Genomic DNA, 25299 nt, shown 5'->3' on the forward strand with positions numbered 1-25299 from the left:
TATGCCGAAATATTATGAAGGACGAACAATGTGGCGCGGATAAATCCACGGCAGGTCGAGGCGTTCCGGGCCATGATGCTGACCGGCAGCGTAACCGAGGCGGCCAAGCTGATGGCCGTGACCCAGCCGGCGGTGAGCCGATTGCTCCGCGATTTCCAGGCGCTGCTGAAGATGGAGCTGTTCGAGCGGCGTGGCAGCGGGCTGGTGCCGAGCACGGCGGCCACGGCACTTTATATGGAGGTCGAACGCTCCTTTGTCGGCCTCGAGCGCATCACCGCGGCCGCCGAAGAGATCCGCAGCCGCCGCACCGGCACGCTGCGAATTGCCGCGCTGCCTGCGCTGTCCAACGGCTTCCTGCCGCGGCTCACCGGACATTTCCTGAAGGAGCGGCCCAATTTCAACCTCGCCTTCTTCGGTCTGATCTCGCCGATCGTCATCGACTGGGTGCTGAACAATCAGTGCGACATCGGCTTTGCCGAGGCCCCGATCGCGCATTCCGGCCTGCCATGCGTGCGGATGCCCGCGCTGCCGCGCGTCGCCATTCTTCCCGCCGGCCATCGGCTCACCAGCAAGGCCACGCTTGAGCCGGGCGATTTCGAGGACGAGACGTTCATCTCGCTGTCGGCCGGCTCGACCGGCCGGCACCTCATCGACCAGGCCTTCAGCCGCAACGATGTCCGCCGGATCCTGCGCGTCGAAACGATGCTGTCGGAGATCATGTGCGGACTGGTCTCGTCCGGCCTTGGCGTGGCGCTCTGCGATCCGTTCACGGCGCGGGAGTTCGAGAGCCGCGGCGTCGTGGCGCGCCGCTTCCTGCCGCGGATCGATTTCGAATTCGCCGCGGTGTTTCCCCCGCAGCGGCGTCCCTCGCCCGTTGCGCTGGAACTGGTGGAAACGCTGCGGCAGGCGCTCGTTGCGCTGGATGAGGAAAGCGCCGGTCCGGAGCATGACGCCGGGCGGCAGAGTGCCGATCACCTAATTATGAAGCCTAGCTGATAAGTTAATCTTTACAGTTTACCTTCATATCGGCTAACCCGCCGACATGAATAGCTCACCCGCCCGCACCGGCTCCGCGCGCACATCCGCGCTCGCCGAGGATCTTCGCCTGTTGATCGGCACGCTGAAGCGCCGGCTGCGCGAGCAGGGCCAGCGTGACGACCTGCCGCCTTCCCAGGTCGCGGTGCTGCTTCGCCTCGAAAAGGACGGTCCAGCGACCGTGTCCAGCCTGGCGCGGTCGGAGGGGATGCGTCCGCAGTCGATGAGCTCGGCAATATCCGCGCTCGAGGCTGCGGGCCTGGTCCGCGGTGCGCCCGATCCGGACGACGGCCGGCAAACCATCATGTCGCTCACCGATGCCTGCCGCGAGCGGCTGCGCACCGGCCGCGCCGCGCGGCAGGACTGGCTGTCGCGCACCATCGCCGACCGGCTGTCGGCGCGGGAGCAGGATGAACTCGCCGCCGCCGTCGGCTTGCTGAAACGGCTGGTCGAGGATTGACGCCGGCCGCACCGCGCCAATCGCGAGAAAGGAGACGATCATGGCTCTGACGACGCTCGATCCGATCACCGCCCTCATTGTCGTCGATTTGCAATCAGGGCTCGTCGGCGCGCCGTTCGTGCATCCGTTCGGAGACGTCGTGGCGCGCGCCTGCGCTCTCATCGATGCGTTTCGACGGCGCGGACTGCCGATCGTGCTGGTCAATGTTGACGGCACAGCACCCGGACGAACCGAGCGGCCACGCCACAGTGGACAATTTCCCGACGGCTGGACCGACCTGCTCCCGGAGCTTGACCGGCAAGCGAGCGATATCGTCGTGACCAAGCGGACATGGGGCGCGTTCGCCAGCACCGATATCGAGAACCAGCTAAGAGCCCGTGGCGTCACACATGTCGTGGTCGCCGGCGTTGCGACCGGCACCGGCGTCGAATCGACGGCCCGGCAGGCCTATGAAGCGGGCTTCAACGTCGCGCTCGCGGTCGACGCCATGACCGATGCGCGGCCGCACGCACATGACTACAGCATCGAACACGTGTTCCCGCGGCTCGGCGAAACCGGCTCGACGCAGGCGATCATCGACCTCCTTGAAAGGACCAACGCGCATGAACTGGCTTGACCTCGTCGCCTACGTCTTCGGCGGCGCCTTCCTCACCAACGCGATCCCCCACGTCGTCGCCGGCATGATGGGCGAACCGTTCCAGAGCCCGTTCGCAAAGCCGCCGGGCAAGGGCCTGTCGTCATCGACCGTCAACGTCGTGTGGGGCTTCTTCAACCTCGCCGTCGGATATCTCCTGGTCTGCCGCGTCGGCGATTTCGGCTTGAGAACCACCAGCGACGTCGCAGCGCTCGGCCTCGGCGGCCTCCTGATCGGCCTGTTCCTGGCGCGACGGTTCGGACGGTTTCACGGCGGGAATGAACCTCAGCGAACATGAGACGCGTCTTTCGATCGTTCGCGAGCTTCAACTACCGGGTCTGGGCGGCCGGCGCGCTGGTGTCCAACATCGGCACCTGGATGCAGCGCGCCGCCCAGGACTGGCTCGTTTTCACTCAGCTCACGCAGCATAGCGCATCCGCCGTCGGCATCGTGATGGCGCTGCAATTCGGACCGCAGCTGCTGCTGATGCCGTGGACCGGCTTTGCCGCCGATCATTTCAACCAGCGCAAGCTGCTGATGGCGACCCAGGCGACGATGGGCGCGCTCGCACTCGTCCTCGGGATGCTCACCGTCACCGGGCTGGTGCAGCTCTGGCAGGTCTACACTTTCGCGTTCCTGTTCGGCTGCGCCGCAGCGCTCGATGCGCCGGTGCGGCAGACCTTCGTCGCCGAGCTGGTCAGCGATACCAACCTGTCGAACGCGATCGCGCTGAACTCGACCTCGTTCAACGCTGCGCGCATGATCGGCCCCGCCGTCGCCGGCCTCATCATCGCCTCGGTCGGCACCGGCTGGGCGTTCCTGTTCAACGGCGCATCGTTCCTCGCGGTGCTGACCTCGCTGACCCTACTGCGCCCCTCCGAGCTGCGCCCGAACGCGCGCGCCCATCGCACCAAGGGCAGCGTCATGCAGGGTTTTCACTATGTCTGGTCCCGCCCCGACCTCAGGGCGACGCTGATCATGCTGTTCCTGATCGGGACCTTCGGACTGAACTTTCCGATCTTCATCTCCACAATGGCGGTCGGCGTGTTCCACACCGATGCGCGCGGCTTCGGCCTGCTGTCGTCGGTGATGGCGCTCGGGACGATGTCGGGCGCGCTGCTTGCCGCCAGCCGCGAGCAGCCGCGATTCTCTTCCCTGATGCTGGGCGCTGCGATCTTCGGCCTGGGCTGCACGCTGGCCGCATTGGCGCCGGGCTATTGGCTGTTCGCCGCCGCGCTCGTCGTGATCGGCGTCGCCGCGCTGACCGTCACCAACACCTCGAACGCGCTGATGCAGCTCTCGACCGAGCCTGCGATGCGCGGTCGCGTGATGGCGCTGCGGCTCGGCGTTGCGCTGGGCGGCACGCCGATCGGCGCACCGATCGTCGGCTGGGTCGCCGACCACCTCGGCCCGCGCTGGGCACTCGGGGTCGGCGCCGCCGCCGGTTTTGCCGCCGCGATCGTTGCAGTAACCTTCCTGTTTCAACGGGACGCCGAAGCAGGCCACCTGCCGCCCGCGGTGAAGCGGTAAGCCGGTCGGTCGACGCTCAGAATCACAAAATGACCTCGATCAGACGGGGGCCGCGATCTCTCATCGCGCTGGCGAACTGGCTCGCGAATTCGTCAACCGATGTTGCGCGGCTCGCCTCTACGCCCATGCCGGACGCAAGTTTGACCCAATCAAGCTCGGGATTGTGCAGATCGAGCATCGAAAATGCCTTAGGACCGGGATCACCGGCTCCGACCCGCCCGAGTTCGATGTTGAGAATCGCGTAAGAGCGGTTGGCGAAGATCACCGTGGTGACGTCGAGCGACTCCCGGGCCTGCGTCCACAACGCCTGCAGCGTATACATCGCCCCACCGTCACCGTGGAGACAGACGACTTTCCGGTCCGGGCAGGCCACCGCAGCACCTGTTGCAAGAGGGATGCCCTGTCCGATCGCGCCACCTGTCAGCGTCAGATGATCGTGCGGCTCGATCATGGCCGCAAATCGATGCACGCCGCCGCCTGCCGTTGCACCTTCGTCGGAAATGATGGCGCCATCAGGAAGATAGTGGGCGATGACCTGTCCGGCCGTCCGCGCATCAAGCGGCCCGGCCGGAATGTCTGGCTTGTTCAATACGCCGACGTGCAGCGGCCGACCTGTGGCCTTCACTGCGTCGGCAAGAGCCTCCAGGGCGGCGGTACCATCCTCATGCGCGTGGGCGAGATGGAGAATCCTGCAATTCTCGGGCGTGCACCAGGACGGCTTGTTGGGATAAGCGAAGAAGCTGACAGGAGGTTTGGCGCCGACCAGGATGAGTTGCTCCGTCCCGTTCATGAACTCGACGATTTGCTCCGCGAAATAGGGAATGCGTTCGACCCGCACGCGGCCGGCTCCGCGCTGGCAACGTGGCGCGAACGTATCGCATGCGATCCGTGTGCCGGTCGCCGTGGCGATCCGGCCGGCCGCGCTGAGCCCGCGCTCCTTCAGCGCGGCTCCGCGGATCAGCATCATGGTTTTCCTTCCGGATCGGAGCGCGGCCGCAGCCTGGTCGATCGCCTCGGTCGCAACCTGTGCCGGCGTCGGCTTCGGCAAGGCCGGCGCCGGGCGATCGGCTTCCAGCCAGGCGGTGTCGGCGGGCAGGATCAAGGTCGCGATCTGACCGGGATATTGCAACGCCGCCTGAACGGCACGAGCTCCGTCCGCAGCAACGGTCTGGGCACTTGCCAACGAATGTACCCAGGCGGAGACCGGCCGTGCGAAGCCATGGACGTCGGAAGCGAGCGGCGCGTCATATTGCGCGTGATAGGTCGCGTGGTCACCGACGATATTGACGATCGGTGTCGCCGCGCGCCGCGCATTATGGAGATTGGCTAATCCGTTCGCGAGCCCCGGCCCGAGATGCAGGAGCGTCGCGGCGGGCTTCTCTGCCATGCGACCATAGCCGTCGGCCGCCCCGGTCACCGCGCCTTCGAACAGGCCAAGCACGACCCGCATGCCCTCGACCCTGTCGAGGGCTGCGACGAAGTGCATCTCCGACGTGCCGGGATTGCCGAAACAGACCTCGACATCCGATGCGACGAGTGTCCGCAAAAGACTTTCCGCGCCGTTCATGCCGGTTCTCCGTCGTACGGTTGTTCGCTCGGCTCGTTATGATGCTCCCACCTAGGCGTCGGCCTCGTCCAGTCAGACGAAGGCGCTCAATCCAGTGATCGACTTGCCGACGATCAGGGTGTTCATCTCGCGGGTGCCCTCGTAGGAGTAGATCGCCTCGGCGTCGGCCACGAAGCGGCCGATATGGTTCTCGAGCAGGATGCCGTTGCCGCCGAGCAACTCGCGCGCATAGCCGACGGTCTCGCGGCATTTGACGGTGCAGAACGCCTTCGCCAGCGAGGCGTGTTCGTCCAGCATCACGCCCTCGTCCTGCATCTGTCCGAGCCGCAGCATCATCGCCTGCGTCGCGGTGACGTTGCCGAGCATCCTGACCAGGAGATCCTGCACCAGCTGGAAGCCGCCGATCGGCCTGCCGAACTGGTGCCGCTCGGTCGCATAGCGCAATGCATGCTCATAGGCGCCCATCGCGCAGCCGACGGCGAACCACGCGACCCCGGTGCGGGTCATGCGCAGCACCTTGGCCGTGTCCTTGAAGGTGTTGGCGTTCTGCAGGCGATCCGCCTCGGGCACACGGCAATCCTTCAGGGTGATCAGGCCGTTCTGCACCACGCGCAACGCCATCTTGGTCTTGATCTTCTCGACCGAGAAGCCGGGATTGTCCTTGGCCACGACAAAGCCCTTGACCTGGTTGGAGCCCTCCTCGCGCGCCCAGATCACGTTGATGTCGGCGAAGGTGGCGTTGCCGATCCACTTCTTCTGGCCGTTAAGAATCCAGACGTCACCCTCGCACCGGCAGGTGGTCAGCATGCCGCCAGACGTCGCGGAGCCGACCAGCGGCTCGGTGAGGCCGAACGAGCCGATCTGCTCGAAGCGCATCATCGCAGGCAGCCAGCGCTGCTTCTGCGCCTCGTCGCCGCACAGATAGATCGAGCCCGCCGAGAGCCCGGTATGCACGCCCCAGAAGGTCGCGATCGAGGAATCGACCCGCGCCAGCTCCATCGCGACGAAGCCGTTCAGCAGCCAGCTGCCGCCGGCCGCGCCATAACCCTGGTAGCCGACGCCGCCGATGCCGATCTCGGCCATCTTCGGGATGATCGCGAACGGAAATTCGTCGCGGGCCCAGAACTCCTCGATGACCGGCGCGACCACGCCCTCGGTGAATGCGCGCACGCGCTGCACCAGCGCGCGCTCCTTCTCGTTCAGGACGGTGGCAATCCGGTAGAAGTCGCCGTCGACCGGCGGCGGCGCATAGTCCGGCTTTCCAGCTCGTGTCGCCTGCGGATTCGCCATGTTGTGCTCCCTGATGCGGTCGAGATTTGACCTTGTGTCGCGAGCCCCGCCGGGGCGTGGCGTTCCGTCGGGGTGGATCGCGTGCTGTTTCGGGAGCGCTCTCAACCCGATTTGTCCGGACGGACGCTGGCGCGGAACTCCTCGAAGCTTTCCTTCATGCGATCCTGGATGATCTTGACCGAATCGGTGGTCGACTGCCGCGCCGTCGACGCGCTGTCCTGGGCACCCTTCACGGCAATGTCGAACATTTTTCGCGCGAATTCGGTCTGCAACGCGAGGTTCTCGTGAACCTTGCCGAGCGGCTTGTATTCGCGGGCCAGCGTCGAGGCCTCGTGCAAGCCCGCCTCCAGCACCTCGCGCTGCTTTTGCGCCACGGATTGCGCGCCTTGCGCCGCGACCTTCGCGCTCTGGCCAAGTGCCTCGAGGTTCTTTTTCTGGGCCTGCAGCAATTCGTCCACGTTCAGCTTCGGCAAGCCGAGATCACTGCCGAACTTCCGCAGCATCTCGATGTAAGAGGTATTGTCGGTCACGATATCCTCCCTGGTTGCTGTGTTTAAGGCTTCTGTCGCCCGCCTCCGGACGTTGGAACGAGATCCCTGAAGTAGCTCGTCGTTCGCGCGAGCAGAGATGACGACGCGGCCTGACGGCTGTCGTCAGCCAGAAACGCTTCGATCAGGCCGGCGGTTTCCGTTGGCCGCGTCACCATGAACAGGTGCCCGTCGTCGATCAGGCGCAACTCGGCGTTCGGGATCAGGCTCGCCATGATCTGACCGTTGACCGGAGGCACCAGCGGATCGTCACTGCCCATCAGGATCAGCGTCGGCTGCGGCAGCGACCACAGCCAGGGCAGGCTGGTCCAGCCGGTCATTGCGAGCAGCTGATAGAAGTAACCCATGCTGCGCGCACCGTGCATCGCGGCCGCATGCCGGCCGATCAATGACGGATCGTCGCGAAACGCCCCGCCATAGATGTCGGCGGCGATCGTTTTCATGTAGCCCTTGTCGGTGTAGCGGCGCGGCGTCGCCATCTTCCACAGCACCGCGGGGCTTGCCGGCACCATGGTGAAACCGGGTGCGGTCGCGGCCAGCACCAGCCGGCGGCAGCGTTTTGGAAACTGATGCGCGAATTGCTGTGCGATGCCGCCGCCCCAGGACACGCCGGCGACGTCGACCTCGGCGTAGCCCAGCTGGGCCACGAGCCCGGCGGCAAGCCGCGCCAGGGTCGACGGACGATACGGCCACGCCGGCCTCGGCGATCCGCCGACGCCGGGCACGTCGAAGATGATGGCGGTGGTGCCGGTGAGCGCGTCGAGCAACGGCCGCGCCAGCTCCCAGTTGGCGCCGATCCCGTTGAACAGCAGTAACGGCGGCCCGCTGCCGTCACCGTGCCGGATCGCAACCTGGAGCAGCTGGCCGTCGACCGTGATCTGCCGCGTCTCGATCGTGCCGCGCTGCGCAACCGCCGCCGGCGTCGCCGTATCGGCGCTGGTGAGATCCTCACTCAAAGACGTAGGTCCCTGGAGCCGCAGCAAGGGTCGGATAGCGCGTGCTGCCGAGCGCGGCGGGCGCATTCACTTCGTCGCCCGAGCGCGCCTGCAGCCAGTCGCGCCAGTCGAGCCACCAGCTGCCCTTGCGCTTTTCGGCCGAGGCCATGAACGCATCGGGCTTGTCCGCGGAGATCGGCCCGATCATGAAGGACGCCTTGGGATTGGTCGGCGGATTGAGCAGGGATTGCAGGTGCCCGCTGTTCGAGAGCACGAAGGTGGTGCCCTCGCCCATGATCTGGGCGGTCTTGTAGACGCCCTTCCACGGCGTGATGTGGTCGGTCACGCCGGCGACCACGTAGCTGTCGGCCTTGACCTTGCTCATGTCGATGGTCTTGTCGTTGAGCGTCAGCTTGCCGGCGTTGACGAACGGGTTGGAGAAATAGAGATCGAGATAGTCGCCATGCAGCGCCGCCGGCAGGCGGGTCGTGTCGGCGTTCCAGTACAGGATGTCGAAGGCCGGCGGCTGGTTGCCGAGCAGATAGTTGTTGACCCAGTAATTCCAGATCAGGTCGTTGGGCCGCATCCAGGCGAACATCCGCGCCAGGTCGTGGCCGTCGACGATGCCGCGCAGTTGCGACGACGCCTTGGCCGCGCGCATGGTCTCGGGCGTCATCAGGCAGCCGAACGTGCTCTCCTCGGCCGAGTTGGGATCCAGCAGGCAGACCGCCAGCACCAGGTTCTTGATCTTCTTCTCTGCGGCAGTGCCAAGCGTCGCGAAATAGGCCGACGAGGTGATGCCGCCGGAGCAGGATCCCATCAGCGAAATGTCTTCGCTGCCGGAAATCTCGCGCGCCGCGTCGACCGCCTCGTCCAGTGCCGCGACATAGGTGTCGAGCCCCCAGTCGCGGTGCGCCGCGGTCGGGTTGCGCCAGCTTACCGCAAAAACCTGGATGCCGCTCTCGAGCAGGAAGCGCACCATGCTCTTCTCCGGCGAGAGATCGAGCGCGTAGTACTTGTTGATCTGCGGCGGCGTGATCAAAAGCGGCCGCTTCCGCACCATCGGCGTTGTCGGCATGTACTGGATCAGCTCGAGCAGCTCGTTGCGGAAGATCACCGCGCCCGGCGTGGTCGCGAGGTTCTCGCCGACCTTGAACGCACTCATGTCCACCATCGACGGCATGCCGCGATTCTGCGTCAGATCGCCGATATAGTTCTTCAGGCCGCTCCAAAGGCTTTGTCCGCCGGTGTCGATGAACTTGCGGACCGCCGCCGGGTTGGTGAGCATCGTGTTGGTCGGCGCGACCGCATCGATCAGGATATCCGTGATCAGATGCGCGCGCTGCTTGTCGATGTCGCTGAGGCTGGTCTTGTCGACCAGGCCGCTCACCGCCTCACCCCAGGCCAGATAGGCCTTGAGCAGGCCGGAGTGCAGCGAGCTCTCCTTCCAGGTCGGATCGGCAAACCGCTTGTCGCCCGCCTTCGGCGCCCGCTCCGACTTGCCGCCAGCGATCGAGCCGAGTTCGCCGACGAACGACAGCCACTGCTCGGTTGCGACCTTCGGTTCGTTGATGACGGCCTTGAACAGGATGCCCGCGCCCTCGACGAGGTCCTGTCCCTGGATGCCGACCAGTGGATTGAGCGCCAGCGTGTTCCTGGATGCGGCCTCGGATATGTCGGATGTGGGCGGAGCCGGCGTGCGATTTTCCGTGCTCATTGCTTTGCTCCCGACGCGGGGATCAGAAGGGCCAGCGTTTCGGCGATCAGCGCCGGCTTCTCCGACCCTTCGACCTCCAGCGTGTTGAGGGTTTTCATGATCACCTGGCCGCCGTCCTTCGGCTCGACGCTGGAAAGCACCACACGCAGCCGCACGCGCGCACCGGCAGGCACCGGCGCCAGGAAGCGCACCTTGTCGATCCCGTAGTTCAGCCCGGCGGCGGCATCGCGCGGAATGATTCCGACCTGCATCGCGAGCGGCGCCACCATCGCGAGCGTCAGGTAGCCATGCGCGATCGGACCGCGGAACGGACTTTCTCTTTTGGCCCGTTCAACGTCGACATGTATCCACTGGTGATCGCCGGTGCAGGACGCAAACGTGTCGATACGCTGCTGATCGATCGTGACCCAGTCGGAAAGCCCGACCTCCTTTCCAACATGCTCACCCAGGCCGGCAAGTGTGAGGCTGCTCATGATGTTGTCCTCCTCGATCTTCTCTCGGCTGCATTCGGGCACTCACATGTCGCCGTACAGCTCGCGCAGCTCCTTCTTGTTGATCTTGCCGACGCTGGTCTTGGGAATGCTGTCGATGAACAGGATCTTGCCGGGTATGCCGTACTTCGAGATGACGCCCTTGTCGGCGAACACCTTGAGATGGTCCTTGATGGCGTCGTCGCTGAGGCCGTCGGCGCCGGACGGCTTCTTGACCACGAGCGCGAGCGGCCGCTCGCCCCATTTCTCGTCTTTTACGCCGATCACCGCGGCCTCGGCCACGCCGTCGCATTGCGAGATCAGATCCTCGATCTGCAGCGACGACACCCATTCGCCGCCGGTCTTGATCACATCCTTGATGCGGTCGGTGATCTGGACGCAGCCGCCCGGACTGACCACGGCGATATCGCTGGTGTGCAGATAGCCGCCTTCCCAGAGTTGCTCCGAGCCTTCGGGGTTGTTGAAGTAGCCCTGGGTGAGCCAGGGCGCCCGCAGCACGATCTCGCCAGGGGACTTGCCGTCATGGGGCACGTCCTTCATGTCGGGATCGACGATGCGCAGATCGACCAGCGGGCCGGCCATGCCGGCGCGGGTGCGGAATTCGACCTCTCCGTCAGGATCGCCGCTGAGATCCCTGGATTGGACATGGGAGACCGCGGCAAGCGGGCCGGTCTCCGACATGCCGTAACCCGCGAAGATGTCGATGCCGGCCTCCATCGCCTGCTTGGCCAGCGCCTTCGGTAACGCAGAGCCGCCGATCACCATCTTGAGGCCGTTGAGATCGACCTTGGCGGCAGCGGCGGCGTTGAGCAGCATCTGCAGGATGGTCGGCACGCCGTGGGTGAAGGTGACGCCTTCGCTCTTGATCAGCTTGACCAGCATCGCCGGCTCGTAGCGCCCAGGATAGACCTGCTTGGTGCCGGCAAGCGTCGCCGACCAGGGGAAGCCCCAGGCGTGAACGTGGAACATCGGCGTGATCGGCATGTAGACGTCGTCGCGCGAGAAACGCCCCTGCGACCCGGCCATGCCGAACAGTGCAAGCCCGGCGATCGTGTGCAGCACGAGCTGGCGGTGGCTGTAATAAACTCCCTTCGGCAGACCGGTGGTGCCGGTCGTATAGAAGGTGGTGGCCTGGGTGTTCTCGTCGAAATCGGGAAAGTCGTAATCCGGCGAGGCCGCGCCAAGCAGGTTCTCATATTCGCCGATGAAGGACAGACTGCCGGTCTGCGGCGACGGCTTGTCCGACATCACGATCATCCGCTTGACCTTGGGCAACTGCGCCTTGATGCCTTCAAGCAATCCGACGAACTCTTCATTGACGAGCAGGGTCGACGCGCCGGCGTGATCGATCGTGTAGGCGATCTGCTCCGGCGACAGGCGAACGTTCACCGTCTGCAACACGGCGCCCATCATCGGGATCGCGAAGAAGGCCTCGAGAAAGCGATGGCTGTCCCATTCGAGCACGCCGACGGTGTCGCCGGGCTCGACGCCTGCCTTGCTGAGCGCCGAGGCGAGGCGGCCGATCCGTTCTCTGGTCTGTCGATAAGTCTGACGCTTGAGATCGCGATAGACGATCTCCTGGTCGGGCGCCTGCACGCGCGGCGTGTGCCAGAGCTGCTTGAAGATGAGCGGATATTGATAGGCGGATTGGGCAGTCTGAATCAGCCTTCCAACCATGGAAGCCTCCCTCGACCTGGCATGTCCTCCGACCGTTGCGTCCGCAGTTCTTGAGCGAGCGGATCGCGTGGCCTGCCGTCCTAAGTCACGACGGTCAGACCGTGTGACATTAGGACGAAGCCTCGCGTGATGCCCGAGATTTGTGAAGGTCCGAAACGGACATCGGCGGGGTCTTAACCGGACAAGCTGCTCTCGTCGACGGCAGGCGGCCCTTACCGAGGATGCTCTTCTTGCGTGTCTTCATCTTTTTCACCGCTGCCATTTTGCTGCTATGCAACAACGGCGCCCCATTGATAAGCCTTGGATTGGCCTTGGGTTGTGCCCCGAACCGGCTATGTTGCGAGGCACTGGCGAACCAAAATTCGTCCGGCTCAAGCTTTGCGCCGTCCGGCATCCGGACAAAAGGAAAGGCTGGTTCAATTTGCAACCAACCATGCGACCGAAGAGACCCTTGGGCCCCCGCAACGATATCCTGACCGTCGGCAGCAGCGACAAGGTTTACGAGACGACCAAGCTTGGCGCCGTGTTCGACATGCTGGCCGGCGCCGGCGTCCCGGCCGACGCCATCCTGCGCGGCACCAACATTCCGCTCGCCGACGTCCATTCACCGCAGGCACGGATCTCGCTGACGCAACTGATGATGGTCTGTCAAAACGCCTTGCGCCTGTCGACCGACCGTCATCTACCTTATCGCATCGGCGCATCGATCCACATCTCGACCTACGGAATGTACGGCTACGCGCTGCTCTGCTGCCCGGACTTCCGCAAGGCGATGGAATTCGCGATGCGTTACCACGCGCTCGCGGCGCCGCTGGCGGCGATCGACTTCAGGGAGGACAAGGTCCATGCGAGATGGACGATCGAGCCCAACCTGCATGCGTTTGCCGATCCCGCGCTCTACCGGTTCGTCGCCGAGATGCAGATCGGCATCCACATCTCGCTGATGCGCGACGTCATGGGGCCGGGCTTCGTCCCCTTCGAAATCACGCTGGCCTATCCGCAGGCAGCGGACTTCGATCTTCCGCTCGACCATGTCGGATGCCCGGTGCGCTTCAATCAGCCGGCCAACCAGATCGTCTTCAAGGCGCAATGGCTGGATCGGAGCGCCGATCTCGGCAACAAGACGACGTATCCGACCATCGTCGCCCTCTGCGACGACCTGCTCGGGGACTTGAGATTGCGGACCGGCGTTGCCGGAAAGATTCGCGCCATCCTGCTTGGCGACATCGCAAATCCGCCGACCTTCGAGGCGATCGCGAAGCTGCTCGGCGTGAATGACCGCTCGTTGCGGCGCCAGTTGCGCCAGCAGGGCTTTTCCTTTCGGGGGCTGCACGACGAGCTACGGACCCAGATTGCCCTGAAATATCTCCGCAACACGACGCTGGCCAACGAAGATATCGCATTGGCGCTCGGGTTCAGCGATGCGGCGAACTTCAGGCGCGCGTTCCACCGCTGGACCAACAAGGCACCGAGCGACATCCGCGGCGAATGATTGCCGGCTGCGACCTTTCAGCGCCTTGCTTGCGCGAAGGCGGCTTCGGCGCATTGTCCGAGCATGATCTTTCGGGAAAACCGCTCGGCACTTTTCCGGATCATGCCCTAGTAAGCGTAAGCCGTCTTGCCCGGCTGCACGGTCAGCCGAAAGGCAACATCGGTCGAACCGTCCAGCAGCTCGATCACGTGGTCACACACCAGGCACCGAAACTCGCCGGCGACGCCGCCCTTCGACGTCAATTCGATCCGGCGATAGCCGGCCTGGCAATGGGGGCACGTCACGTCAGATTTTCGCATCGAATCAGCAAGCCGTTGCTCGATCTATTTTCCACACGCCCATGGTCAGAAATGTGACGGCGTCACGATCTCTGAGAAACAGGCATAGGGTCGCGCGATCGTTATCGGTGGCTGTAGACGGGTGCCGGCGGCCGATAGGGAAAGGCCGAGACCCCGAAGTTGCGGCCATATTGCTGCTGCACCGCCGGGACGTTGACCACACCGATCTTGATGTCCTGCGACTTCGCGTCGAGCGGCGGCGTGTTGGTCACCGGCGGATTGACCTGATCGACCTGCTTCCTCAGCCGCTCATTGATGCAGCCAAGCGAGACCGCATCGCCGCAGCGCTCGGGGGCGCCGCCGCCACCTCTTGCCGGAGCCCGGCCGGTGCCGCCACTCGTGTCGCGGTTGAGATTGACCGCCGGCGGAGGTGCACCGACGACAATTTCCGGCAGCGGCGTGTGCTGCTGCGTCTGTGTCTGAGCCTGCGCCGGCATCGCCGACAATCCGGCAACGGCGATCGCCAACATAAGTGCTTTCATCGGTGCTGCTCCTTGCAGAACCAGAACTGTTTCAAACGATAGGAAGCGAAGGGCGGATATCAAGCGAGGATATCAAGACGACGATATCAACTACGGCGGCGTGGCCGCTTGCCATTTCCCTCCCCGGGCCTGGATCACAAGCGCGTTCAGCCGCGTGTTGAGCGCAACGAGATCGACGCGCCCGATGCGCCCGCCGCCGCCGAGGCATTTGCGGCCACATCCGCCGCCACCCCCAGCGCCGCTTCGCCCAGGTTCGCCGAAGGTCGCGACCGGCACGGTTCCCGTCACCCGAAAGCCGCGGGCAAACAACCGGGCGCGCACCGCCACGCAATAATTCACCGACAGATAGGAGAAACGGGTCTCACCGTGACCCGCACGGTACTTCATGACCGCGGTGCAGAGGTCGCCGCCGGCAAGGCGCCACGCCTGCGCAAGGTACATGACGCCAAAACGAATGTTGTTTTCGGGAATCGCAAGTTCGGCGAGCGAGCCGGAAAAGCCCAGCATGCGCGCGGTCGATGGCAACAGCTGCATCAGCCCGATTTCGCCGACGCCGCCGATCACATCCGGATTGTAGCCGCTCTCCACGCCCATCACGGCCTCGGCGATCTCGGGTGCGAGCCCGCTTCCGGCCGCCTCCTTCTCGATCAACGCGCGATAGCGCATGCGCGCATCCGAAACCGCGGCCTGGTTCCCGGGCGGAGGCGGGAGACTTTTCCCGCCAGCATCCTTCGCCTCACCTTTGGCCGTATCTTTGGCCGCATCCTTTGCAGGCGCGGCCGGCTTCGTCGTCACCTCGGCCGGCGGCTTTGCCGTCGCATCGGCAGCAGGCTCCGCCGACCCGACGGCGGCAAAGCGTGTGCTGAATGATGGCGCCGCCGTCTCTGCCTCCGCGTGAGCGGTCTGCGCAAGACCAAGCGCGAGCGCAAGACCGCCGGCTGCAATGCAACTGCTCCAGTGACGAGCAGGATCGAGCTGCTTCCGCCATCGGCTGATGCAGCTCGCCTTCATCGTGGAGGCACCGTCATTCATTGGTCGCTTGCGGTCCTGATCGTCGCGCGCCGGCACGACTTACTGGATGGTGGGAACTGCCCCTGCTTCCGCGGTGCGCTCATGCGCCGGCTGCTGGCCGGGCGCACTGGGTTGCGGGGCGGCAGCCGCGCCATTCCGGGCGGCGAGTTTCGGCAGCTCCTCGCGCAGATAGGCGATCAGCTCCTGAACCAGCCGGTCCCAAACCTCGATCTGCGCCCGCACGAAGTTCGGCGCCACCCCACCGGCAACGGAGACATCGAGGCAGAACACCAGGAACGGATGGCTGAGTTGCAGCCGACCGAACCGCCGCGTCGCGTTCCAGCGATTGACGAGGTCGAGCGGCAGCTCGCCCTGCACCTGGAGCGTGGTGACCAGCGTGGCGTCGACGAAACCCTGTTCCTCGCCGAGCAGCTGATTTCCCGGCCGGATCTCGAAGCCGAGCCCCGCCGTCGCCGAACGCAGATAGGTCGTGTTGGCGACCGGATCGGTCAGCGTTTCGACGCGATAGCCGACATTCTGGAAGTTGTCGCGCAATCCGTCGATGGTGAGTTTGGTGATGATCTCGGACATCTTTATCTCCATATTACTTTTTCGACGCGTCGAGCAGGCTCGACAGTGCAAGCTCGTTGAGGACGGGCGGATGCTGCTTCAAGAGCTCGGCGAGATAGGCCCGCCGCATCATGTTCGACCGCTCGGAGCGAATCTGCAGCGCCAGCTGGTCGCGCACTTCGGGCAAGGTGCGGGTATAGGATGCCTTGGTGTCGATCAGCTTGATGATATGCCAGCCGTCGTCGAGCTTGATCGGCTCGGACACGCTGTTCCTGGCAAGCCCCATCACCTGACTGCGGATCTCCGGACGAATCTGGGTCTCCGCAACCCATCCGAGGTCGCCGACGTCCTTGGCAGCGTTGTTGTCGCCGCGCGCGATCGCCGCGAAGTCCGCTCCCGGCGCCTTCAGCTTGCGCTGCACGTCGTCGAGCTCCTGCCTCGCCTTGTCCTCGGCGGCCTTGTCGCCCTCCTTCGGAGCGGCGATGAAGATCTGCGCGAGCTGGAATTGCCGCGGCATCAGGAACGCGGCGCGATTGGCCTCATAGACCTTCTGCAGATCGTCCTCGCTCGGGAAGCTGGCCGGCGGCGTCGACACCGATTGCAGATAGAGCTCGACCACTGCGCTCTCGCGCGTCCGCTCGAGCTGCGCCGCGACGCCGGGTTGCTGATCCCATTTCTTCGCCACCGCCTCCTGCAGCACGAGGCGGTTGGCAAGCAGCAGCCGGACCGCCTGGCTCAGCATGGCCGGATCCTTGGCGAGCGCAGCCTGCTCGCGCGGGGCAAGCGCAGCAACATAGCTGCGAAGATCATCGGCGGAGATATTGGTGTCGCCGACGCGCGCGATGACATTCTCGGGAGCGGTGGCGGGCTTCGGCGCCGCCGCGACCGGAGCCGGCGCGGGAGCGGCGGCGGCTTGCGCCTGTGCCGCGGGCTGCGGCTGCGGCTTCCTGACGGGAGCCTGCACCGTGCGTGGCGCCGGGGCTTGCGCCTGCGCCGACGCATCCATCGGCGCAAACAAAGCCGCGACAACGGCGGCGAGACCGATCGACCGAAGCGGCTTCACGATAAGGGCGGTCGTCATGGATTCACCTTCTGATCGAGGAACTTGTCCTGGCTTTCCTGCAGCTGATTCTGGATTTCGACCCGGCGCTGCTGAATCGCCGGCTCGCGCGAGACCACGATCTCGCCGATCGTCAGGTCCTTGTAGCGTTGCACCATCTCCTTGCCGGCCTTGACCAGCTGGGTGTTCTTGGCGATGCAGCTCTTGGTGCTGGCCTTGTAGGCGGTGGCCTCACCTTCGAACTTGGCGCGCTCGGCGTCCTTGGTGCGGGCGACAGTGGCGGCCTCCTCATAGGCAGACTTCCACTTCTCCAGCGTCTCATCGCGTTCGGCGAGCCGTTGATTGAACTCATCGACCGCGTCGCGATGTTCCTTGTCGGCTTTCTTCAGCTGCGCCTTGAGGTCGTCGACCTCCTTCTTGGCCGCCGCCTTTTCGCGATCGGCGTCGGCGATTTTTGCCTGCAGGGCCGTACGCTGGTCTTCCAGCGCGCGGGTCTGCGCCGTCGCGCTGCGCAGGGCGTCACGCAGGCGGTCGGTCTCGGACTGGGCGAATGCGGTGCCGGAGCTCAACGCTGCGATCACCATCGTCAGGACAAAGAGTGCGATGCGCATGGTCAGAACTTCGCGTTGAGGTCGACTTGCAGGACGTCGACGGCATAGGGGTTGCCGGCGATGCTGTTGGCGCTCATCCAGCGCAAGGTCGCCCAGACATTCTCGCCGAGACCGATATTGCCGCCGACGAAATAGCCCTTGAGGTTGGTGCCGCCGAGGCCGAAATCAGAGTCGGCGAAGGCATCGATGGTGGCGTCGGATTCCAGATATTTGTAGCCGGCGTGGACGTTCCAATCCCAGAGATGCTTGATCTCCCTGTTGCCGACAGTGACGCGGCCGAGCCAACCCTGATTGCCGCCGTTGAACGGACCCGGTGTGGTGCCGCCATCCGGGCTCGGCCCGCGGTTGTTCATCAGAACGCCGTAGGTTGCAGCGGCCGTGTTCATGAGAGAGCGGCTGAACGCGGTGTTGTTGACGTACTCGCCGTCGAGCACGATGTGGGTCGGATGGAAATGTCCGAGATCGAGCTGTCCGCTGACGACCACCGGGCGGTACTGGCTGACCAGTCCGAAATACTGGTACTGAAAGTTCTGGCCGCCATTGTTACCTTGGCCGATGGGATCGGGGATAATGGTACGCAACGGGAAATAGGTATTTCCCTTCTGCGCGAAGGACGGCCGGGTTATGTCGGTATCGCAAACATCGGATGACGTCTCGACGATGCAGGGACTGGAGCGCTGGCCCTGCACGTTGTCGAAGTCGTAGTAAGCGACGCCGAACCGGAACGCATATTCCGGGCTGAAGCGGGCATTGAAGCCGACCTGGCCTCCGAACAGCCACTTGTCGTGGCTTGCGAACTTGGTCGGCGCCCCGGTGGCCGGATCCGCCAGATTGATTCCGGCGTTGAAATCGGTGTTGTAGATCGGGAATGCGCCGGCCACCGCGAATGGCGTGAAGCCTTCCCACACCTCGTGCTTGGCCTGAACGGCGACGCCGTCGAAGCCGAGCTCGCGGTACCAGACCAGATCGGTCGGCGACCAGAACGGGTTGTCGAAACGGCCTGCGGACAGGCTCAAATCGCCATTCCAACCCTGCCAGTTGATGTAGCCGCGATCCAGCCAGAGCGCATATTTCGAAAAGTTGCCTCCGGTGGCACCAAACGTCTGGTTGGTCGACACCGGCGAGTTGTTTTCGCCGGTCGCGATGCGCAAGCCGGCGGTGAACCCGTAGAGCAGGTCCGCTTCCATGCCGAGGCGGCCGCGAAACCGGAACTGGTTGCGGTCCTGCGTGGCGTCATAGGTCGGTCCAAAGTACGGGTTCGAGTTCGATACGTCGAGCGGCGAACCGGTATTGATCGCGTTGAAGTTGGCGGCGCCGGCCTGGTCGTTGCCGGTCGGGAAATAGTTGCCCTGATAGCGCACGCGCGCATCGCCGTAGAAGCGGATACGTTGCGCCCATTCCGGGTAGGTTCCGGGCGACGCCCAGTTCTCTTTCTGCGCCTTGGCCATCACCTCCTGCTTAATCTCTTCCCGTAACTGTCTTTTGACGACTTCGGGAACGTAGGTGACGTGCCTGGTGCCGGGCGGCTGCGCCGCGGCCGCAGCGGCGGTTGCTGCCTTGCTGGCGTCGTCGGCCTTGGCCGTGGCGTCCTTGGCGGCCTGGCGGGAGACATAGGCCTCGTCCTCGGCCTGCTTGATCAGCGCCTGGGCCTGCTCTTCCTTGAGGACGCCCTGCTGCACCAGGAGATTGACGAGATTGACGGTGGCGTTCGACGATGTCGGCTTCGCGCTCGACACCTTCGGCCGCTTGGTATCGGTCCGCTTCGCTGCGGCGGCGGGCGCCTGGTCGGCGGCCTGGTCCGCAGTCTGGCCCACGGCCGGCGTTGCGCAGGCGAGCGCGCTCAGCGACACCGCAAGCGGCAACGCGCGCCATCCTGCGTGAGCTCGTTTCTTAAACATCAGTCCCCCAGTTCTCACTCGCACTTTGAAGTTCAAAGGTTGGTCGTTCAAAGGTTGGTCGTTCGTCAGTTGGTCTCGTCAGCTCGGCCGGCGCGCGGTGACGCGCGTGACCACCGGCATCGGCATGTCCTTGGGTGGCGGTTCGCGCAGCGTCAGGCTGCCGATCACCTCGTTGCGGAGCGCCGCATCGATCTCCGGATTGCCGGACGACGGCGTCAGGACGACGCGGGTGACGTGGCCGGAGCCATCCACCCACAGCCGCACCTGAATCTGCGTGGCCATGTTGCGCGTCTTCGGATTGGCGCGGATCGCCGCCTCGACCTGCGAGGTGATGATCGTGGTGTACCAACCCCAACGGCTGCCGCCGCCGCCCCCGCCATACGGGTTGCCGCCGGGCTTGCCGCCCAGATTGAACAGATCGCCGGGTCCCGTCGGCTTGGCATCAAGCGACAGCGGACCGGGGGGCTCGTCGTTCTTGGCATCCTTGGCCGGCTCGTCCTTCGGCTTGTCGACCGGCTTCTCTTCCTTGAATTCGGGCTCCGCCATCTTCGGCTGCTCGATCATCTTCTGCTCGGGCGGCGGCTGCTGAGGCGGAGGTGGCGGTGGCGGCGGCAGCGTCACATTGACGATGGTGAGATCGCGCACCTGACGCGGCGGCGGCATGTCGTCATGACCGAGCAAGAAATAGACGATGCCGCCAAGGAACAGCACGACCACCGCCACCACCGAGCCGTAACGCAGCAGCGCATTGCGCTCGCCCTTCCGGGCAGCCGTGTTGCGGGCAGGCCCCGACGGCGCCGCGGCCGTTGTTGCGGGAGCGACGGCGACAGCGTGATCTTCAGCGGACGGCGCGGCGCGCGCGGCCTGCGCGTTCTGGTCGCGCATCGGCGCGTTCATGGCGCGGTCTCCATCGAGACGCGGTTGGTCAGCCTGTCATTGACGTATTGCGTGACGAAGCTCGCGAGCGCGTCGAAGTCCGTGGTCTTCAGGATGACCCAGGTGTCGGGGCCTGCCTCGATCGCAGCCTGAAAGGTCTCGGACTCGCTCAGATAATCCACACAGGCCGCCGCATCGATCGAGAGCCGGGTCCACGGGCATCGTGAGATCGTCAGCCGCAGCGGATTGTCAGCGGGTTGGCGCCCCGCGACGTGCCGGCGCAGCACATCCGCGAGCTTGACCAGTAAGGCCTCGCCATGGACAGGAAACGGCAGGACCTCACCACGCGCCGGTTCGCGCGTATCCGCGATGGGCGGCAACACACCAAGCTCCGCGCCAAGACCGGTGCCGACCGACGCCGGCTCTACGCGCATGCCGCCTGCAATCCCGTCGCCGGGATCGAACGACCGCATCACGCCATTCAGCCAGGACCGCAACGTCCGGCGCCGGGGGAGTGGGAACGGTGCTGGCTGCGTGATCATGGCGTCGTTTCTCGGCTGACTCACTTCACGAGCGGCTTGGTGGCGAGCCCGACCTGGCTCAGGCCGATGCGGCTGAGCAGATCGAACACGTCCATCACGCTCTGGTACTGCGCCTGCGCATCGCCGCGCAGCACCACGGGAAACTCCGGCGTCAGCGCCTTCTGCTGGATCAGCCGTTGCTCGAGCTCGGCCAGCGTGACCGGAATCGTGTCGAGGAAGATCTTGCCGTCATTGGCGACCGTGATCGCCTTGGTGGTCTGGGTCGCGAGGCTCGGCGCCGCCGAGGCCTTCGGCAGATTGACCTTCTGTCCCTGCACGGTCGCCGTCGTCATGATGATGAAGATCACCAGCAGCACGTAGGCGAGATCCAGCATCGGCGTGATGTTGATGTCGTCATAGGGTTTGGAATCGGTCTGGATCTGCATCGCCGTCACTCCGCCGCGATGCGGTGTTCGATCGGGTCCGGCCGGTCGGCGGAATAGAATTCCGCCATCTTGGTCACGAACTCGTCGACGAAGACCTGAATGTCGTTGCTCAGGTCCTTGATCCGCGAGATCAGGTAGTTGTAGCCGAACAGCGCCGGGATCGCGACGCCGAGACCGGCGACGGTCGCCACCAGCGCCGCAGCGATGCCGGGCGCGATCGCATTGACGTTGACGTCGCCGCTGGCCGCGATCGCCGCGAAGGTGATCATGACGCCGACCACGGTGCCGAGCAGGCCAAGGAACGGTCCGCCGGAGATCGCAATCGTCAGCACCACCATCAGACGGTTGAGCCGCTGCATCTCCTTGACCACGCCGCTATCGAGCGCCGCGCGGATCGCAGCGATCGAAACCGCCGACAGCACCGGCACGCGCTGTGGATTGTTGGTCCCGAAGCGGTGGCGGATCTCCGCAGCGCCGATGTGATAGATGCGATAGAGCGAGGACGAGCGCATCATCTTGGCGTCGGCTTCGGTGAGGCGTCCGCCCAGTGTCGAGATATCGTCGGCATCGCCACGATCCAGCATGGTCAGATCGGCGGCGATCTCGCGAAACCCCTTCATGAACTGGGCGTTCGCCTTGGCCTGCTTGCTGAGATACGAGGCTCGGTCGAACATCACCACCCAGCTGATCGCAGCCATGATCAGGAGAATGCCGATCACCACCCAGCCGTCGAGCGTCACCGACTTCAGGATCACCGCGAAATAGCCGGACAGCCAGCTTGCGGTCTCCTCGTCGACGCTGAATGCCATCAGCTTGGCCTGGTCGGGGCCCTGCCCGATCGCCATCACCTTGATCAGTCCGGCGGGGCGCGCGACCTTGCTGATCTGCAGTTCGTCGATGTCGCCGACGAAGCCGGCCATGGCGGCAACAGGCGCCGGAGCCGGCGTGGCCGCTGCATCCGGCGTCGCCACAGGCGCGGCTCCACCGTCCGCAGCCGACGCATCAGGGGGCACTGATGGTGTTGCTGCGGACGGTGCCGTCGCAGGCGCGATCGGAGAAGCGCTGGAGGTCGACGAGTCTCCTCCGATCAGGCCAACAGTATTGAGAGCCGGCAGTCCCGCGCTGAGCGCGGCATGGGATACGCCGTCGAGATAGAGCGTGATTTGGCCGTTTGCGGCAACGACAGCGACGTGATGCCAGCTGCCGGCCGCCACCGGTGCTCCGGCGGTCGAGCGCTGCACCGAGCCCGCATTGGTGACCTCGACAAACGGGCTGCCGTTGTCGACACCGATCACCAGCGCGTTGGCACCGTCACGCCGGCTGAACAGCGCGGCGCTTGGCTGCAGCGCGGCAGGCTTGATCCAGGCCGACCAGGTCAGCGCTGCACCATCCGGCCAAGCGAGCGACGGCGAGGCCGGCACGGTCACCGGAGCGCGGCCGTCGAGCCGCAAGCCGGTCCCGATCAGCGAACCGTCCGCCGGCTGGCCGACGCTTTGGGCGTTGTTGGCCCACACCGAGGAATCAATCGCCGGCGTGCCGCGCTCGTTGAAGTGATAGACCGTCAGGGTATCCGGATCGTAGGTTCCCTTGGGGTCGCCGGTCGCGAGCGCTTTCTTGTTGCCGTAATAGAGCCAGATGTCGGTTCGCGCGCCCGGCGCGAGGTTAGGCATCGCCACCCAGACCAGGCCTTCGCCGAGCAGGGAATCGAACTTCTCGATGTGATGCTTCAGCGGCGTCTTGTCGTCGCCGGCGACGAACCGCAGATCGCTGCCGTCATCCTTGGCGGCGCTGAAGCGGAAGTTTCCGACATGCAGCCGCACCAGCACCGGCGCCGCCCCGATCGGATCGGTGACGTTGGCGCCGGACGCGCTGACGTCGACCGTGATCTTCTTGCGCAGCGACCATTCGTCGTTCCACCACGCGTTCGCCGGCGCGAACGACGCCACCAGGGCGACGAGCCCGAACAACAATGCCGTCGCGACATTCGCGATGCCTCGCCGCAGCGCCAGCCGGCGCGTACGTCGCTCGACTGTAAGATCCATCCCCATCAGAATTCACCCCAGATTCGGAAGTTCACGCGCGGACTGTTGGCGTGCGTGTATGCTTGAGTAACCCCCGGCACGGAAAACGCGACCATGCCGTTGAAATAATCGAACGTCTTGAATCGGGTGCCGATGCCGTAGCTCCATGCGACGAAGGACGGCTGCTGCTGCGGAAGCGGCTGCTGAATCGCGGCGTACCCGGCATCGAAGAACGTGAAGAAGCGCCAATCGTTGAAGGTGACGAAGCGCGGCTTGCCATCGCCGGTTTCGCTCTTGAGCTCGCCTTGCAGCATGCCGCCGACATTGGGGGTGCGCAGCTCGAGATTGGCGACCGCGCCGTTGTCGCCGAGTACCTCGGATTCGAGATAGCCGCGAACGGTGTCGAGGCCGCCGAGGCTGAACTGCTCGCTCGAGACCAGCGGACCGTCGGCAATCTGGCCCTGCACCTTGCCGTAGAGCTGAAAGCCTTCCGGCAGCTCCTGGGTATGCGAGACGTCGAGGTTGAGGTGCGTGAAGCTCGGCGAGGCCTTGTAGCGCTTCGCGTCGAACTCGTCCAACGGGCTGCTCAGCGTCCGGACATTGTAGGTGATGCCGGCATTGAACTGCGTCGTGAACTTCTCTTCCTGGAACGTCGCCCCATAGGTCGCGACAACAGGATAATAGGTCACCGGCGACGAGAAGCCGTCGGTACCTAGATTCACGGTCTGGTCGAAATGCTTGTAGTCCATGCCGACCGACAGCGTGTGGAACAGGCCTTCGCGCGTCGGCAGCGTGATCACGGCGCGCTCGCCGATGATCAGGCCGGGACCGACCACGTTAGTGCCGCCGATGGTCGCGACATTGCTGTTCGACTTGACGCTGTAGAACAGCAAATTGAGCCAATCGACGTTCGGTACCCGCGCCATGTAGGAGCCGGAGAACACCTCGGCGTCGCTCGGGCGTTCCGGCGCGACTTGGTAGGTGAAGCTCAAGGAGTGGCCGAGCTGCCACAGATTGTCATAGTGCACGGTGGCGGAGACGCGGCTCGGCGTCGTCGACGGCGATTGCCGGTTGTTCACCTCGAGGCTGGCGTGGATCGGCGCCTTGTCCTCGACGTTGAGATCGACGTCGACGGTGCCGGGCGCCACGCCGGCGCGCAGTGCCGGAGTCACACGACGATCCGGCCATTGATTGAGCGACACGATGTCCTTGGTGACATCGCTGAAATTGGGAACACTGCCCTCCTTCAGCGAAGGCGCACTATCCTTGATCCGGTCGAGATCGAAATAGCGCGAGTTCTTGACCCGCAGCCGCCCGACCTTCAGCTCGGTCACCTTGAGGGTGACCACGCCGCCCGTGACATTCTGCTGCGGGACCGCGACACTGACGGTCTGGAGGCCCTTGTCGTGATACGCCTTCTCCAGCGCCGCGCGCGCCTTCTCGACATCGTCGGAGGTCTTGTTCGGACCGAGGAAGGGATAGATCGCCTCCTCGATCTCGACCTGGGGCAGCTTGTCGGCGCCCTGCACCGCGAAGTCGTCGATGTCGAAGCGCTGCAGCGGCGCCAAAGGCTTTTGGGCCGACGCATTCGCCGGGGCCTGCTGCTTGCCCGCTGCCGGCGCTGCGGCCGCAGCGGCAGTATCCTTTGCCTCTTCCTTCGCTGCGCGCGCCGGCACAATGGCTAGCGCGGAGCCAACCACGGAGAGCGCCGCAGCCGACACGCGCAACCCGATCCGACATCGCGGACGATGTCCAAAAACCCAATGATCTCTTCGACTACGCACAGACGTCCCACTTACTTCGCGCAGACGCGCGCCATCGCGACAGGAAGGCCGCGATGACGACGCCTTACTCAGAAGACGTCTGGGCGAGCGCAAACCCGCAAAAGAATCTGCGGCATCGCGGAAGAAATTTTCGGTTTGTTAGGAAGTCGAGTGGGGCGGCGTCGATTCGTTCGATGAGAGCCCCGTTACGATTGAAGCGGAACGGGGCTCTAGTACCCGGAATCAGAGCTGAGTGATACGGCGGCCTTTGAAGCGGCGTTGGCGGACCTTTTTCTTGGTCCAGACGAAAGGCTCGGCTTTGTCGT

General features: G+C 64.7%; 25 protein-coding genes. 6 read left to right on the forward strand and 19 right to left on the reverse strand.

From position 1 onward, the window contains the following. Window positions 1-30: 30 nt before the first annotated feature. Genes ABIB78_RS23065 through ABIB78_RS23085 form a run of 5 tightly spaced genes read left to right on the forward strand, consistent with a single transcriptional unit; the run spans window position 31 to window position 3659 of the window. Window positions 31-996: a LysR substrate-binding domain-containing protein gene (locus ABIB78_RS23065; protein ID WP_429028887.1), complete on the forward strand. Its 966-nt coding sequence runs from the start codon at window positions 31-33 to the stop codon at window positions 994-996. Between the two features lie 46 nt (window positions 997-1042). Then, a complete protein-coding gene (locus ABIB78_RS23070) occupies window positions 1043-1495 on the forward strand; it encodes a MarR family winged helix-turn-helix transcriptional regulator (protein ID WP_429028888.1) in 453 nt (150 codons plus the stop codon). A 40-nt stretch (window positions 1496-1535) separates the two neighbouring features. Next, window positions 1536-2111: an isochorismatase family protein gene (locus tag ABIB78_RS23075; protein ID WP_429028889.1), complete on the forward strand. Its 576-nt coding sequence runs from the start codon at window positions 1536-1538 to the stop codon at window positions 2109-2111. Then, window positions 2098-2427, forward strand: a complete 330-nt coding sequence (locus ABIB78_RS23080; RefSeq protein WP_429028890.1) for a hypothetical protein — start codon at window positions 2098-2100, stop codon at window positions 2425-2427. The genes ABIB78_RS23075 and ABIB78_RS23080 overlap by 14 nt, the downstream gene beginning before the upstream one ends. Next, entirely contained in the window at window positions 2424-3659 is a 1236-nt protein-coding gene (locus ABIB78_RS23085) for an MFS transporter (RefSeq protein ID WP_429028891.1), read from the forward strand. Before ABIB78_RS23080 ends, ABIB78_RS23085 begins: the two co-directional genes overlap by 4 nt. 22 nt (window positions 3660-3681) lie before the next feature. Here ABIB78_RS23085 and ABIB78_RS23090 read toward each other — a convergent pair whose 3' ends face one another. The 7 genes from ABIB78_RS23090 to ABIB78_RS23120 form a co-directional block, all read right to left on the reverse strand. After that, complete coding sequence (locus tag ABIB78_RS23090) at window positions 3682-5226, reverse strand: acetolactate synthase large subunit (RefSeq protein ID WP_429028892.1); 1545 nt, start codon at window positions 5224-5226, stop codon at window positions 3682-3684. 72 nt (window positions 5227-5298) lie between these two features. Further along, window positions 5299-6516, reverse strand: a complete 1218-nt coding sequence (locus ABIB78_RS23095; RefSeq protein ID WP_429028893.1) for an acyl-CoA dehydrogenase family protein — start codon at window positions 6514-6516, stop codon at window positions 5299-5301. 101 nt (window positions 6517-6617) lie between these two features. Continuing rightward, window positions 6618-7046 (reverse strand): phasin family protein, encoded by a 429-nt coding sequence (locus tag ABIB78_RS23100; protein WP_429028894.1) that lies wholly within the window; start codon window positions 7044-7046, stop codon window positions 6618-6620. Window positions 7047-7069: 23 nt separating this feature from the next. Then, window positions 7070-8020, reverse strand: a complete 951-nt coding sequence (gene phaZ / locus ABIB78_RS23105; RefSeq protein ID WP_429028895.1) for a poly(3-hydroxyalkanoate) depolymerase — start codon at window positions 8018-8020, stop codon at window positions 7070-7072. Further along, window positions 8013-9716 carry an alpha/beta fold hydrolase gene (locus ABIB78_RS23110; RefSeq protein WP_429028896.1) on the reverse strand — a complete coding sequence of 568 codons (1704 nt, stop codon included), beginning with the start codon at window positions 9714-9716 and terminating at the stop codon, window positions 8013-8015. Before ABIB78_RS23110 ends, phaZ begins: the two co-directional genes overlap by 8 nt. After that, the gene (locus tag ABIB78_RS23115; RefSeq protein WP_429028897.1) at window positions 9713-10189 is read right to left on the reverse strand and encodes a MaoC family dehydratase; all 477 of its coding nucleotides are present in this window, start codon (window positions 10187-10189) and stop codon (window positions 9713-9715) included. The genes ABIB78_RS23110 and ABIB78_RS23115 overlap by 4 nt, the downstream gene beginning before the upstream one ends. 42 nt (window positions 10190-10231) lie before the next feature. After that, a complete protein-coding gene (locus ABIB78_RS23120) occupies window positions 10232-11884 on the reverse strand; it encodes a fatty acid--CoA ligase (protein WP_429028898.1) in 1653 nt (550 codons plus the stop codon). A 451-nt stretch (window positions 11885-12335) separates the two neighbouring features. Here ABIB78_RS23120 and ABIB78_RS23125 point away from each other — a divergent pair, with 451 nt between their 5' ends. Next, a complete protein-coding gene (locus tag ABIB78_RS23125) occupies window positions 12336-13376 on the forward strand; it encodes an AraC family transcriptional regulator (RefSeq protein ID WP_429028899.1) in 1041 nt (346 codons plus the stop codon). A 107-nt stretch (window positions 13377-13483) separates the two neighbouring features. Here the strand turns inward: ABIB78_RS23125 and ABIB78_RS23130 are convergent, their stop codons facing one another. The 12 genes from ABIB78_RS23130 to ABIB78_RS23185 form a co-directional block, all read right to left on the reverse strand. After that, window positions 13484-13660 carry an MJ0042-type zinc finger domain-containing protein gene (locus ABIB78_RS23130; protein ID WP_429028900.1) on the reverse strand — a complete coding sequence of 59 codons (177 nt, stop codon included), beginning with the start codon at window positions 13658-13660 and terminating at the stop codon, window positions 13484-13486. 116 nt (window positions 13661-13776) lie between these two features. Then, window positions 13777-14196: a hypothetical protein gene (locus tag ABIB78_RS23135; RefSeq protein WP_429028901.1), complete on the reverse strand. Its 420-nt coding sequence runs from the start codon at window positions 14194-14196 to the stop codon at window positions 13777-13779. Between the two features lie 90 nt (window positions 14197-14286). Continuing rightward, the gene (locus ABIB78_RS23140) at window positions 14287-14862 is read right to left on the reverse strand and encodes a lytic transglycosylase domain-containing protein (RefSeq protein ID WP_429028902.1); all 576 of its coding nucleotides are present in this window, start codon (window positions 14860-14862) and stop codon (window positions 14287-14289) included. A gap of 405 nt (window positions 14863-15267) precedes the next feature. Beyond that, window positions 15268-15798, reverse strand: coding sequence for a YbjN domain-containing protein (locus tag ABIB78_RS23145; protein WP_429028903.1), 531 nt, complete (start codon window positions 15796-15798; stop codon window positions 15268-15270). A 13-nt stretch (window positions 15799-15811) separates the two neighbouring features. After that, window positions 15812-16858, reverse strand: a complete 1047-nt coding sequence (locus ABIB78_RS23150) for a peptidylprolyl isomerase (RefSeq protein WP_429028904.1) — start codon at window positions 16856-16858, stop codon at window positions 15812-15814. Next, a complete protein-coding gene (locus ABIB78_RS23155; RefSeq protein WP_429028905.1) occupies window positions 16855-17448 on the reverse strand; it encodes a hypothetical protein in 594 nt (197 codons plus the stop codon). Before ABIB78_RS23155 ends, ABIB78_RS23150 begins: the two co-directional genes overlap by 4 nt. Window positions 17449-17450: 2 nt before the next feature. Continuing rightward, window positions 17451-19346, reverse strand: a complete 1896-nt coding sequence (locus ABIB78_RS23160; RefSeq protein WP_429028906.1) for a putative porin — start codon at window positions 19344-19346, stop codon at window positions 17451-17453. A 78-nt stretch (window positions 19347-19424) separates the two neighbouring features. Beyond that, window positions 19425-20243 (reverse strand): TonB C-terminal domain-containing protein, encoded by an 819-nt coding sequence (locus ABIB78_RS23165; protein WP_429028907.1) that lies wholly within the window; start codon window positions 20241-20243, stop codon window positions 19425-19427. After that, complete coding sequence (locus ABIB78_RS23170) at window positions 20240-20764, reverse strand: hypothetical protein (RefSeq protein WP_429028908.1); 525 nt, start codon at window positions 20762-20764, stop codon at window positions 20240-20242. The genes ABIB78_RS23165 and ABIB78_RS23170 overlap by 4 nt, the downstream gene beginning before the upstream one ends. Window positions 20765-20784: 20 nt before the next feature. Next, a complete protein-coding gene (locus ABIB78_RS23175; RefSeq protein ID WP_429028909.1) occupies window positions 20785-21189 on the reverse strand; it encodes an ExbD/TolR family protein in 405 nt (134 codons plus the stop codon). 5 nt (window positions 21190-21194) lie between these two features. Further along, window positions 21195-23231 carry a DUF2341 domain-containing protein gene (locus ABIB78_RS23180; protein WP_429028917.1) on the reverse strand — a complete coding sequence of 679 codons (2037 nt, stop codon included), beginning with the start codon at window positions 23229-23231 and terminating at the stop codon, window positions 21195-21197. Window positions 23232-23236: 5 nt separating this feature from the next. After that, the gene (locus ABIB78_RS23185; RefSeq protein ID WP_429028910.1) at window positions 23237-24937 is read right to left on the reverse strand and encodes a ShlB/FhaC/HecB family hemolysin secretion/activation protein; all 1701 of its coding nucleotides are present in this window, start codon (window positions 24935-24937) and stop codon (window positions 23237-23239) included. Window positions 24938-25299 lie beyond the last annotated feature (362 nt).

The sequence above is a fragment of the Bradyrhizobium sp. I1.14.4 genome, from assembly GCF_050435825.1.
Lineage (GTDB): Bacteria > Pseudomonadota > Alphaproteobacteria > Rhizobiales > Xanthobacteraceae > Bradyrhizobium.